This window comes from Streptomyces sp. NRRL S-87, assembly GCF_000719335.1.
In the GTDB taxonomy this organism is placed as follows: Bacteria; Actinomycetota; Actinomycetes; order Streptomycetales; family Streptomycetaceae; genus Streptomyces.
This window is the reverse complement of the sequence record NZ_JOGB01000030.1, coordinates 22,594-34,941: the sequence shown is the minus strand read 5'-3', so window position 1 is coordinate 34,941 and position 12,348 is coordinate 22,594. Positions and strand designations below refer to the sequence as shown.

The 12,348-nt window shown below is 73.8% G+C and carries 10 protein-coding genes; 1 reads left to right on the top strand and 9 read right to left on the bottom strand.

Translation table 11 applies throughout. The features are described 5' to 3' along the window. Positions 1–55 precede the first annotated feature (55 nt). On the top strand, positions 56–2,119 hold the full coding sequence (locus IF43_RS0120230; protein WP_030202407.1) for a S9 family peptidase: 2,064 nt from the start codon (positions 56–58) through the stop codon (positions 2,117–2,119). 176 nt (positions 2,120–2,295) lie between these two features. Here the strand turns inward: IF43_RS0120230 and IF43_RS0120225 are convergent, their stop codons facing one another. From IF43_RS0120225 to IF43_RS0120185, 9 genes are all read right to left on the bottom strand, one after another. Beyond that, positions 2,296–3,240, bottom strand: coding sequence for an ABC transporter ATP-binding protein (locus IF43_RS0120225; protein WP_107048539.1), 945 nt, complete (start codon positions 3,238–3,240; stop codon positions 2,296–2,298). A 260-nt stretch (positions 3,241–3,500) separates the two neighbouring features. Next, positions 3,501–4,586 carry an ABC transporter ATP-binding protein gene (locus IF43_RS0120220; protein ID WP_234332346.1) on the bottom strand — a complete coding sequence of 362 codons (1,086 nt, stop codon included), beginning with the start codon at positions 4,584–4,586 and terminating at the stop codon, positions 3,501–3,503. A gap of 17 nt (positions 4,587–4,603) precedes the next feature. Then, positions 4,604–5,590 carry an ABC transporter permease gene (locus tag IF43_RS0120215; protein ID WP_030202403.1) on the bottom strand — a complete coding sequence of 329 codons (987 nt, stop codon included), beginning with the start codon at positions 5,588–5,590 and terminating at the stop codon, positions 4,604–4,606. 43 nt (positions 5,591–5,633) lie between these two features. Continuing rightward, complete coding sequence (locus IF43_RS0120210) at positions 5,634–6,587, bottom strand: ABC transporter permease (RefSeq protein ID WP_030202397.1); 954 nt, start codon at positions 6,585–6,587, stop codon at positions 5,634–5,636. 29 nt (positions 6,588–6,616) lie between these two features. After that, the gene (locus IF43_RS0120205; protein ID WP_030202395.1) at positions 6,617–8,362 is read right to left on the bottom strand and encodes an ABC transporter substrate-binding protein; all 1,746 of its coding nucleotides are present in this window, start codon (positions 8,360–8,362) and stop codon (positions 6,617–6,619) included. A 192-nt stretch (positions 8,363–8,554) separates the two neighbouring features. Then, the gene (locus IF43_RS0120200) at positions 8,555–9,292 is read right to left on the bottom strand and encodes a GntR family transcriptional regulator (RefSeq protein ID WP_037889264.1); all 738 of its coding nucleotides are present in this window, start codon (positions 9,290–9,292) and stop codon (positions 8,555–8,557) included. A gap of 41 nt (positions 9,293–9,333) precedes the next feature. Beyond that, positions 9,334–10,290, bottom strand: a complete 957-nt coding sequence (locus tag IF43_RS0120195; RefSeq protein WP_030202388.1) for an ornithine cyclodeaminase family protein — start codon at positions 10,288–10,290, stop codon at positions 9,334–9,336. After that, positions 10,287–11,348, bottom strand: coding sequence for a proline racemase family protein (locus IF43_RS0120190; protein WP_234332344.1), 1,062 nt, complete (start codon positions 11,346–11,348; stop codon positions 10,287–10,289). The genes IF43_RS0120195 and IF43_RS0120190 overlap by 4 nt, the downstream gene beginning before the upstream one ends. After that, the gene (locus tag IF43_RS0120185; RefSeq protein WP_030202384.1) at positions 11,345–12,346 is read right to left on the bottom strand and encodes a proline racemase family protein; all 1,002 of its coding nucleotides are present in this window, start codon (positions 12,344–12,346) and stop codon (positions 11,345–11,347) included. The genes IF43_RS0120190 and IF43_RS0120185 overlap by 4 nt, the downstream gene beginning before the upstream one ends. Between the last annotated feature and the right edge of the window lie 2 nt (positions 12,347–12,348).

Below are 12,348 nucleotides of genomic sequence, written 5' to 3'. Positions count from 1 at the left end.
CTCCCACCGCCCCAGGGCTGGGCGGGTGCAATTTCACATGTCACACTCTTGTGCCATGGACCATAAGGACCCGTACCTCGACCTCTCGGCCCGCACCGGCCGCTTCGCGTACGGCGCCCCGCGCGCCGCCGCCTTCGGCGCGGCCGGCCGGCTGCTGTACTTCCTGCGCTCGACCGGTCCCACGGACCCGGTCGAGCGCCTGTGGGTGCTCGACACCGCCGACGGCACCGAGCGCCTGCTGGCCGACCCGGCCGCCCTCGTCCCGGAGCCGGGCGAGCTGCCGCTCACCGAGCGCCGGCTGCGCGAGCGGGTCCGGCTGTGGGCCCCCGGCATCGGCTCCTTCGCCCTCGCCGGCGACGGCACGAGCGCCGTCTTCGCCCTGTACGGGCGCCTGTTCCAGGCCTTCGCCGACGGTACGCAGGCCAAGGAGCTGGACGCGGCCGGCCCCGTCTTCGACCCCCGCCCCAACGCCGACGGCTCCCGCGTCGCGTACGTGACCGGCGACGCCCTGCACACCGTGCCCGGCGGCCGCGTCACGCCCGACGACGGGGCCCGCTGGGGCGTGGCCGAGTTCGCCGCCGCCGAGGAGCTCGGCCGCCCCCGGGGCCACTGGTGGTCGCCGGACGGCGTGACGCTGCTGGCCGCCCGGGTGGCCGAGGGCGCGCTGGAGCGGCGGTACTTCACCGACCCGGCACACCCCGAGCGGGCCCCGGAGTCCTTCGCGTACCCGCAGGCGGGCGGCCCCAACGCGGACGTGCAGCTGTGGGTGTTCGGCCCCGACGGCCGCCGGGTGCGGCTGGAGTGGGACGCACGGGCCTTCCCCTACCTCTCGGACGCGGGCTGGGAGTCCTCCGACGAGATCCTCCTGACCGTCCAGGACCGGCTCCAGCAGAACGTCCTGCTGCTCACCGCCGACCCGGCCACCGGCCGCACCCGCGAGCTGTCCCGCACCACGCACCCGCAGTGGGTGGACCCGCTGCCCGGCACCCCCGCCCGCCTGTCCGGCCGCCGCCTGCTCACCGCCGCCGACACCCCCGGCGGGGCCGCCCGGGCCCTCGCCCTGGACGGCCTGCTGCTCACCGGCCCCGGCATCCAGGTCCGCCGGGTGCTGGGCGAACACGCGAACGCGCTGCTGATCGAGGCGGGCACCCGGGATCCCTCGGAGCAGCAGGTGCTCCTGGTCTCTCCGGACACCGGGGCCGTCACGGCCCTCGCGGACGGCCCGGGCGTCAACTCCGCGCTCGCCTCGGACGGCGCCCTGCTGCTGACCTCAGCCGGCCCGGACGGCGTACGCCGCACCCTACGCACCGCCGACGGCCGCGAGTTCACCCCGCGCGACCTCTCCGAACCGCTCCCCCACCGCGTGGTCCCACGGCTCACCCGGGTCACCGACCGGGGACTGCCCACCGCGCTGGTGCTCCCCCGCGGGCACGTGGCCGGCCATCGCCTCCCGGTCCTGCTGGACGTCTACGGCGGCCCCGGCTACCAGGCCGTGTCCGCCGAACCGCGCCGCTGGCAGCAGCGCCAGTGGTGGGCCGACCAGGGCTTCGCCGTGGTGACCACCGACAACCGGGGCACCCCGTTCGTCTCCCCCGCCTTCACCCACGCCGTGTACCGGGGCTTCTCCGCGGTGACGCTGGAAGACCAGGTCGACGCGCTGCGGGCCCTCGCCGACCGCGAGCCCGACCTCGACCTCGACCGGGTGGGCGTCCGCGGCTGGTCGTACGGCGGCTACCTGGCCGCGATGGCGGTCCTGCGCCGCCCGGACGTCTTCCACGCCGCCGTCGCCGGCGCCGCCCCGACCGACTTCCGCCTCTACGACACGGCGTACACCGAGCGCTACCTGGGCCTGCCGCAGGAGAACCCCGAGGTGTACGAGCAGGACTGCCTGCTCAAGGACGCGGCGCACCTCACCCGCCCCCTCCTCCTCGTCCACGGCCTGGCCGACGACAACGTCCACCCCTCCCACACCCTCCTGCTCTCCCAGGCCCTCACCACGGCCGGCCGCCCCCACCACCTCCTGGCCCTCCCCGGCGTCACCCACATGACCCCGAACGGTGTGGACGAGCAACTGGTGGCCCTGGAACGGGAGTTCCTCCTCCGCGAGCTGGCCGCCTAGCCTGCCGGCAAAGGGAACCCGCACACCACGGGACCCGCCCTCGCAGCGAGCCCTCCGAAGCCCCCGCCCCGCCGGCGGGGAGAGCCGGCCGGCCCCGGCCTTACCGGAAAACGGTTGGACGGCGGGCCCGGAGCGCATCGCGCCCCGAACCCGCCGTCCCGGACGACCCGGGCAGGTCAGTCCTCCGGGAAGTGGCAGGCCACCTCCCGCCGCTCCCCCGCCGCCGCGATCCGAAGCAGCGGGCGCTCGGTGCGGCAGACCTCCTGCGCCTTCGGGCAGCGCGGGTGGAAGGAGCAGCCCGGCGGCGGCGCGGCCGGGCTCGGCGGGTCGCCGAGCAGCGTGATCCGCTCCCGGCGCCGCTCGGCCGCCGGGTCGGGCAGCGGTACGGCGGACAGCAGCGCCCGCGTGTAGGGGTGGCGCGGGTGCTCGTACAGCTCCCGCTTGTCTCCGATCTCCACGATCCGGCCGAGGTACATGACCGCGACCCGGTCGCTGACCCGCTTGACCACGGACAGGTCGTGGGCGATGAACACGTACGCCAGGCCCAGCTCGCGGCGCAGCCGCTCCATGAGGTTGACGATCTGGGCCTGGACGGAGACGTCCAGCGCGGAGACCGGCTCGTCGGCGATGACGAGCCTCGGATCGGTGGCCAGCGACCGGGCGATGCCGATGCGCTGGGCCTGGCCGCCGGAGAACTCGTGCGGGTAGCGGTCGATGTGCTCGGGGATGAGGCCGACCAGCTCCATGAGCTCGGCCGCCCGGCCCCGGGCGTCGGCCCCGCTCCACCCCTGGACCAGCAGCGGGTCGGAGATGATCCGGGCCACGGTCTGGCGGGGGTTGAGGGAGGAGTGCGGGTCCTGGAACACCATCTGCAGGCGGGTGCGCAACGGGCGCATCCGGCTCTGCGAGAGGTGGGTGATGTCCTTGCCGTCGAAGGTGATGCTGCCGGAGGTGGGCTCCAGCAGCCGGACCAGCATCCGGCCGGTGGTGGACTTGCCGCAGCCGGACTCGCCGACGAGGCCCAGGGTCTCCCCGGCGGCGAGGTCGAAACTCAGGCCGTCGACGGCCCGGATCGGCGCGCCCCGACGGCCGGTCGCACTGCGCCGACCGGGAAAGGTCATCGCCAGGTCGCGTACGGACAGCAGCGGCGTACTGTCGGCACCCGCGCCCGCCCCGGCAGGAGCAGCCGCCACCACAGGAGCACCCGCACCCCCGGCAGCACCCACCCCCGCGGAACCGGCCACCCCCGCAGAACCCGCCGGCCCCGTAGAACCGTCCGACCCCGCAGAACCGGCCACCTCCGCAGAACCGGCCGACCCCGCCGCCCTGCCCCACCGCTCACCCACGCCCTCGGAGTCCCCCGCGGTCACGGATTCGGCAGTCATCGGACCCCCTCCTTCACAGCAGCGGCCGGACCGGCCGCAGCCGGCCCCGCGAAGTGGCAGGCGACGCTCCGGTGCGCCGACCCGGCCCCGTACGCCGTCAGCACCGGCCGCTCCCGCGCGCACCGGTCCCGCTCCGCCTCCCCGGCGGCCGCGGCCCGCGCGCAGCGCGGCGCGAACGCGCACCCGGGGGCCGGGGCGAGCAGCGAGGGCGGGGCGCCGGGGATGGCCCGCAGCGGGGCGTCGTCGGCGTCGTCGAGCCGGGGCAGCGACTCCAGCAGCCCCTGGGTGTAGGGGTGCACCGGTCCGGCGAACAGGTCGTCCACCGGGGCCTGTTCGGCGGCCCGGCCGCCGTACATGACCAGCACCTCGTGGGCGACCCGGGCGACCACCCCCAGATCGTGGGTGATCATGATGACGCCCAGGCCGCGGTCCTCCTGCAGGCGTGCGACGAGTTCCAGGATCTGGGCCTGGACGGTGACGTCGAGCGCGGTGGTCGGCTCGTCGGCGATGAGCAGGTCGGGCTCGCAGGCCAGCGCCATCGCGATCATGGCCCGCTGGCGCATGCCGCCGGAGAACTGGTGCGGGTACTCCCCCGCGCGGCGGGCGGGTTCGGGGATGCCGACCTCGCCGAGCATGTCCACGGCCCGCCTCTTGGCGGTGGCCCGGGAGGCCCTGAAGTGGACCCGGTAGTGCTCGGCGATCTGCTCGCCGACGGTGTAGTAGGGGTGCAGGCTGGAGAGCGGGTCCTGGAAGATCATCGCCATCTTCCGGCCGCGCAGCCGGGACAGCTCCTTCTCGGACAGCCCGGTCAGCTCCCGCCCGTCCAGGGCGATGGAACCCTCCACCTCGGCGCCCCGGTGCAGGCCCATGACCGCCAGCGACGTGACGGACTTGCCGGAGCCGGACTCGCCGACGATACCGAGGGTGCGGCCGGCCTCGACGGTGAACCCGATCGAGTCCACCGCCTGCACCCGTCCCCGGGGTGTGGTGAAGGCGACGCGCAGGTCGCGCACTTCGAGCAGGGGTGGCATGACCTCGTGGGAAACCAGAGCCTCGTGGGGCATCAGAACCTCGTGTGGCATCAGAACCTCGTCGGGCATCAGTACCTCACCCTCGGGTCGACGACGGCGTACAGGAGGTCGACCGCGAGATTGGCGACGACGATGAAGAAGGCGGCGAGCAGGGTGACGCCGAGGACGACGGGCTGGTCGGAGCTGACGAGCGCGCCGTAGAACAGCCGCCCGATACCGGGGAGCCCGAAGATGGACTCGGTGATGACGGCGCCGGCGAGCAGGCCGCCGAGGTCCATGCCGAAGATGGTCAGGATCGGGGTCATGCCGGACCGCAGGCCGTGCTTGACGACGACGGCGCGCTCGGGCATGCCCTTGGCGCGGGCGGTGCGGATGTACGGCTCGGCCATCGCCTCGATCATCGAACCCCGGCTCTGGCGCGCGTACATGGCGGCGTACAGCAGGGCCAGCGCGATCCACGGCAGCAGCAGGTTCGACGCCCAGGCGACCGGGTTCTCCGTGAAGGCCTGGTAGCTGGGGTACGGCAGGAGCCCCGCGATGCGGATGACGCCGTAGATCAGCATGACGGAGGTGAAGTACACGGGCAGGGAGGCGGCGGCGACGGCGCCGACCATCAGGGCCCGGTCGGTGAGGGTGTCCTTGCGCAGGGCCGCCCAGACGCCCGCGCCCAGGCCCAGCACGAGCCACATGGCCGCGGCGCCGACGGCGAGGGAGGCGGAGACCGGCAGCCGGTCCATGAGCAGGTCCCAGACGGGCAGGGAGTTCTCGTACGAGTAGCCCAGGCAGGGGAAGTCGCACTGGACGGCGAACTGCCCGGTGCCGAGGGTGCGGCCGGTGAAGATGCCGGTGACGAACTCCCGGAACTGCTCCCAGAGCGGTCGGTCCAGTCCGAGGTACTCCCGTACGCTCGCCAGCCGCTCGGGACTGCACGTCTTGCCGCACGCGGCGGCGGCCGGGTCGGAGGGCAGGACGTAGAAGATGAGGAAGGTGACGGCGGCGATGGCCAGCAGCACCCCCGCCACCCCGGCGAGGCGGCGCAGCAGGTAGAGGATCACGTACGGCCGCCCTTCGGGCCGGGGGTGTCGCGCAGGTAACCGATCACGTCCGCCCGCCCCTCGGGTCGAGAATGTCCCGCAGCGCGTCGCCGAGCAGCGTGAAGGCGAGTACGGCGAGGAAGAGGAAGGTGCTCGGGATGACGAAGTACATGGGGTCGGTCTCGTAGAAGGCCACGCTCTCGGCGATCATCTGGCCCCAGGAGGGGGTGGGCGGCCGGACGCCGACGCCCAGGTAGCTCAGGGCGGCCTCGGTGCTGATCATGCCGGGGATGAGCAGGGTGGTGTACGCGATCACCGGTCCGGAGACGCCGGGCAGGATGTCGCGCGTGAGGATGCGCCAGGCCCCGGAGCCGCCGACGCGGGCGGCGTCGACGTACTCGCGGTGCTTGAGCGAGAGGGTCTGGCCGCGCACCACGCGGGCCACGCCGGGCCAGCCGAACAGGCCGATGACGGCGGTCATGAGGACGATGCGGTTGACGTCCTTGGCCACCGACAGCATCGCGATCATGAAGATCAGCGAGGGGAAGGACATGGTCAGGTCCATCAGCCGGGACAGCACGGCGTCGGTGCGGCCGCCGAAGTAGCCGGCGGCGATGCCGGCCGCGGTGCCGGCGACCACGACGATGACGGTGGCCAGGAAGGCGATCATGAGGGAGACCTGGGCGCCGTGCACGACGCGGGAGAACAGGTCGCGGCCCGTGACGGGTTCGACCCCGAGCCAGTGCTCGGGGCTGATCCCGCCGAACGAGCCCAGCGGGAGGCCGCCGAGGTACGGGTCGACGGCGGACTTGTCGAACTCGTCGGGCGACCAACCGCCGAGCGCGCCCAGCCAGGGGGCGGCGACGGCCATGAGGACGAAGAGGACGACGACGGCGAGGCTGACGCGGACGGCGGGGCGGCGGCGGAGTTCCCGCCGGGCGAGCTGCCAGGGGCTGCTGCCCGGGGGAGCGGCCGGGGCCGGCGCGCCGTCGGCGGGAGCCGGGGCGGTGGCGGTCATGTGAGTGGCCTCTGAGGGGTTCCGGCCGGTCAGCCCTGGCTCTTGGCCGGGTCCTTGAGTCCGACGGTGGCGTAGTCGATCTGGCCGACCCAGACCGGGTGGCCGAACGCGCCGGCGATGTTGGTGCCGACGAGCAGCGGCTTGCGCTCCAGCAGGACGGGGACGGCCGGGGCCTTGGCCATGATCTCGGCGTCGAGGTCGATCCAGGCCTTGTTGGCCTGCGCGGCGTCGGCCATGGCGTTGATCTCGTCGATGCGCTTCATGGTCGCCTCGTCCTTGAACTGGGCGTAGTTGCCGCTGTTGCCCTTGACCTTGATGGTGCGGCCGTCGAAGACGAAGGGCAGGAAGGTGGAGCCCGAGGGGTAGTCGGGGCACCAGCCGCTGAGGGTCATGTCGGGGGCGGTGGTGGTGTCGCCGATGACGTCGTAGAACGCGCCCGGGTCGACGGTGTCGATGACCACCTCGACGCCCACGCGGGCCAGGCCCTGCTGGATGGCCTCGGCGCGGCCCTTGTCACCGGTGGAGACGGTGAAGGAGACCTTGAGCTTGTCCTTGCCGGCCTCCTTCAGCAGCTGCTTGGCCTTCTCCGGGTCGCCGGCCGGGGCGATCTTCAGGGTGTCGGCCTGGGCGCCGCCGGAGAGCGCGGCGGGCAGGTAGGCGGTGGCGATCTGGTTGAGGGCGGGGCCGCCGCCGGCGGTCAGGACGGAGTCCTTGTCGACGGCGTACTGGATGGCCTGGCGGACCTTGACGTCGTTGAACGGGGCCCGGGTGGTGTTGAGCTGGAGCATGGTGGTGCAGCCCTGGGACTCGGCCAGCAGGCGGGACTTGACCTCCGGCTTGGGAAGCACCTTGGGGGCGCTCTCGGGGCGCATGTTGGCCCATTCGACGGCGGAGGCGTCGGCGCCGGCGGAGGCGATGATCCGGTCGTCGATCTGCCCGCCCTTGAGGCCCATGACGACCACGAACCTGTCCGGGTAGGCCTTGCGGACGGGGTCGGTGTTCGGGTCCCAGTGCTCGTTGCGGACCAGGACGAGCTTCTTGTCGCGGGCGTACGACTCGACCTTGTACGGGCCGGAGGAGAAGGGGCGGGCGTCGTACTGGGTGCCCTTCTCCTTGGACTGCGGCACGGGCGAGAAGGTCGGCAGGGTCGCCGTGGCGGAGAACTCGGCGACCGGGCGGTTCAGTTCGAAGACGATCGTCTTGTCGTCGGGGGTCTTGACGGAGTCGAGGTGCTTGCCCTGGAGGGGGCCGGTGTAGCCCTTGGTGCCGGCCAGGTAGCGGGCGGCGTAGTCGGGGCCGCCGGTGAGGTCGGGGGAGAAGGACCGCTCGACGTTGTACTTGACGTCCTGGGCCTTGATCGGGCTGCCGTCCTCGTACTTCAGGCCGTCCTTGAGGGTGAAGGTCCAGGTGCGGCCGCCGTTGGAGGGCTTCCCGAGGTCGGTGGCGAGGTCCGGGACGAGCTCGCTGCCGGCCTTGCCGGGCTCGGCCTTGAAGGTGACCAGGGTGCGGTAGAGCAGCCGGGTGCCGAAGTCCATGGTCGGCATGACCCAGTTGCGGGCCGGGTCGAGGTGGGAGAAGTCCTGGTTGGACAGGACCGTCAGGGTGCCGCCCTTCACCGGGGTGCCGCCGAGGATCTTGCCGTCGTTGGCAGCCGCCGGGTTCTTGCCGCCGGGGGCGGACGAGCCCTTCTTCGCCGGGTCGGAGCAGCCCGAGGCGCCGAGTGCGAGTGCGGCCACCAGGGCGGTGGCGAGGGCGAGTTGGGTGCGCTTGGTCATGGGTCACTCCAGGGAAGGGCCGCGCTCTGAGATCGCGCTCTAAGGTGTGACCGGTAACATAGTAATGTGAAATTGTACTGACAAGGGGTGTGCGGCGCCGTTATCCAGCCGTGTCCGAATCCCTTACGGGGCAACGCAGTTGGGCCCCCGACCGGGCAGGTCGGGGGCCCGGGGGCCGAACGGGAGGGTCCGCTACGAGGCCGTGCGCGTCCCGCCGAGGCGCCGCTTCTGGCGCGGCTCGACGGGCTCGTCGCGGCCCTGCGCCCACAGCGAGCGGACGTGGCCCAGGTGGCTCGCCATCAGCCGCTCGGCCTCGGTCGCGTCACCCGAGACGACGGCCTCCAGCAGGTCGTCGTGCTCCTCCGCGGAGTGCACCAGCATCCCGGCCTCGTCCAGCCCGGTCAGCCCGTAGAGCCGCGAGCGCTTGCGCAGCTCACCGACCGTCTCGACCAGCCGCTCGTTGCCCGCGAGGGCGAGCAGCGCGAGGTGGAAGCGGCGGTCGGCCTCCAGGTAGGCGATCAGGTCGTGGTCGCGGGCCGCGGCCACGATCTCCTCGGCCACCGGCCGCAGCGCCTCCAGCGCCTCCCTGACGGCCGGGTCCTCGGCCGACAGTCGCGCGACCCGGCCCACGGTCGGCACCTCGATCATGGCGCGCAGCTCGGTGTACTGGTCCAGGTCGCGCTCGCTGACCTCGGTGACCCGGAAGCCCTTGTTGCGTACGGGCTCCACGAGCCCCTCGCGCGCCAGGTCCAGCATCGCCTCGCGCACCGGGGTGGCCGACACGCCGTACTCGGCCGCGAGGCCGGGCGCCGAGTAGACCTGGCCGGGCCGGAGTTCACCCGCTATCAGCGCCGCGCGCAGGGCGTGGGCGACCTGGTCGCGGAGCCGCGCCTGGGCCGTGATGAGATTGCGCTGCTTCAGGTCACCCATCGCTCTTCCTCCGATATCCAGCAGAGGAACAGCGTACAATGTCACGTTTCGCTGTTCGCCCTCACGGTGCGGTACACGGCCGCTGCCACGGCGAGATCCTCCCAGGCCATGCCGACGCTCTTGAAGACCTGTGGACGGTCCTCCTGCCGCCGATGCGTTCCGGCCACCAGGTCGGCGAGCGTCCCGGTGACGTGGCCGGTCCCGATCGCCCCCTCCGCGACCGGGACCAGCAGGTCCCCCGCCTCGCGCAGCGCCGCCGCGCGGGACTCGACGTACACCGCCGCGCTCCGCACCAGCGCCGTGTCGAGCTCGCGGGCGTCCGGCTCGTGCGAGCCGACCGCGACGACCACCGCGCCCGGGGCCACCAGCCGCCCGTCGAAGAGCGGTTCGCGGGCCGTGGTCGCGCACACGACCACGTCGGCACCGGCCACGTCCGCCGGGGCGCCGGCCCGGGCCCGCGGCACCCCGAGCTCCCGGGCGTACCCGAGGAGCCCGGCCACCGCGTCCGGCCGGCGCCCGACGACCACCACCTCGGCCGGCTCCGCCACCGCGCACACCGCTTCGAGGTGCCCCCGGGCCTGCGGGCCGGTGCCGAAGAGCACCAGGCGCAGCGGCCCGGGGCGCGCCAGGTGGCGCAGGGCGAGGACGGAGACGGCCGGGGTGCGCAGCGCGGTGAGGGCCGCGCCGTCCAGGAGGGCCACCGGGGTGAGGGTGGGTCCGTCCAGCAGCAGGTAGCTGCCGGTGATCCGGGGCAGCCCGCGGGCGGGGTTGCCGGGCACCACCCCGGCGATCTTCACCCCGGCCCAGGAGCCGGCGGCCGCGGGCATCAGCAGCAGCTCGCCGGCGGGCGCGGCGACGCCGGTGCGGTGCGGGCAGGACTCGGGGTCGAGTCCCGCGCGCAGCGCGTCGGCCAGCGCCTCGGCGGCCGCGGCGGGGCCGAGGGCCGCGACGGGCCCGGCGCCGAGGTACGCCGGCGCCGTGCCCGTACCCCCCGTCACAGCAGGAACCCGGTGGCCAGCCCGTCGTGCGGGTCGAGGTGGAAGGCGTGCTCGCCGGTGCGGTACGCCGTCCCGGTCACCTCGGTGACCAGGCCCGCGTCCGCGGCCCGTGCCGCCTCCGCCTCGGGCACCCGTCCGGTGAACACGGTGCCGCAGACGGACTCGTGCAGCAGGTCCTGCCCGGGGGCCAGGGTCCCCTCCTCGACCATCATGGCGAGCCGCGCCGACGTGCCCGAGCCACAGGGCGAGCGGTCGATCTGCCCGTCGGCGAAGACGGTCACGTTGCGCTGGTGCGGGCCCAGCGGCGTGTCCGCCAGCTCCTCGTACAGGACGACCCCGTAGACGCCCGACAGCAGCGGACCCTCCGGGTGCCAGGTGGCCGGGTGGGTGGCGAGCGCGGCCCGGATCTCCCGGCCCGCCCGGACCAGCTCGGGCAGCTCGGCCGGGGTCACCTTCAGGCCCAACTGCCGGGCGGGCACGGCCGCGTAGCAGGCGCCCGCGTGCGCGATGTCCACCTCGACCACGCCGCGTCCGGTGGCCACCGGCACCCGGCGGGCGGCCACCCGCGCGGGCACGTTGCGGAAGGTGACGCCGGTGGTGCGGCCGCCGGTGCGGTGCACGGTGGCCCCGACCCGGCCCGAGGGCACGTCGATGCGCACCTGTACGTCGCCGTCGTCGGGGGCCGGCACCCGGCCGCTGTCCACGGCCCAGGCGCCCAGCGCCATGGTGCCGTGGCCGCAGGCGGTCGAGTAGCCGTCCTTGTGCCAGAACAGCACGCCCAGGTGGGCGCCGTCGTCGTCGGGCGGTACGACGAAGCCGCCGTACATCCCGGCGTGCCCGCGCGGCTCCTGCACGAGCAGCCGGCGCACGTCGTCCAGCGCGCCGCGCCGGGGCGCCGTACCGGAGCCGCCCGCGCCGATGGCGGTGGCGCAGCGCTCGGCGACGGTGTCCCCCGGCACGGGCGGCAGCCCCCCGGTGACGATCCGGAAGGGCTCACCCGCGGTGTGGTAGTCGGTGGTGCGCACCGGGTCGGTCCCCGGCGCCCCGGTGGGGCTCACAGCAGGAACCCGGCGGGGAACGGGTCGGTCGGGTCCAGGAAGTACTGGGCCGTGCCGGTGATCCACGCGCGCCCGGTGACCGTCGGGACCACGGCGGGCAGTCCACCGACCGTGGTCTCCTCGACCAGCCGGCCGGTGAACTCGGTGCCGATGAACGACTCGTTGACGAAGTCCCGCCCCAGGGGCAGCTGTCCGCGGGCGTGCAGCTGCGCCATCCGCGCGGAGGTGCCCGTCCCGCACGGGGAGCGGTCGAACCAGCCCGGGTGGATGGCCATGGCGTGCCGGGAGCGGACGGCGTCGGAGCCGGGGGCGGCGAGGTAGACGTGCTTGACCCCGCCGATCGAGGGGTTCTCGGGGTGCACCGGGCGGTCGGCGGCGTTGATCGCGTCCATGATGGCCAGTCCGGCGTGGACCAGGTCCTGCTTGCGGTCCCGGTCGAAGGGCAGGCCGAGGGAGTCGAGCTCGACGAAGGCGTAGAAGTTGCCGCCGTAGGCGAGGTCGTAGGTGACCGTGCCGTGGCCCGGGACCTCGACCTTGCGGTCCAGTCCGACGCAGAAGGAGGCGACGTTGGTGAGCGTCACCGCCTTCGCCCGGCCGTCCTCGACCTGGACGTCCACGCTCACCAGGCCCGCGGGGGTGTCCAGCCGGACCGTGGTGACGGGCTCGGACACCGGGACCATGCCGGTCTCGACGAGCACGGTGGCCACGCCGATGGTGCCGTGGCCGCACATGGGCAGCAGGCCGGAGACCTCGATGTAGAGCACGCCCCAGTCGGCGTCGGGCCGGGTGGGCGGCTGCAGGATCGCGCCGCTCATCGCGGCGTGGCCGCGCGGCTCGTACATGAGCAGGGTGCGCAGGTCGTCCATGTGCTCCATGAAGTGGAGCCGGCGCTCGGCCATCGTGGCGCCGGGGATCACCCCGACGCCGCCGGTGATGACGCGGGTGGGCATGCCCTCGGTGTGGCTGTCGACCGCGTGGTAGACGCGTGTGGTCCGCATGG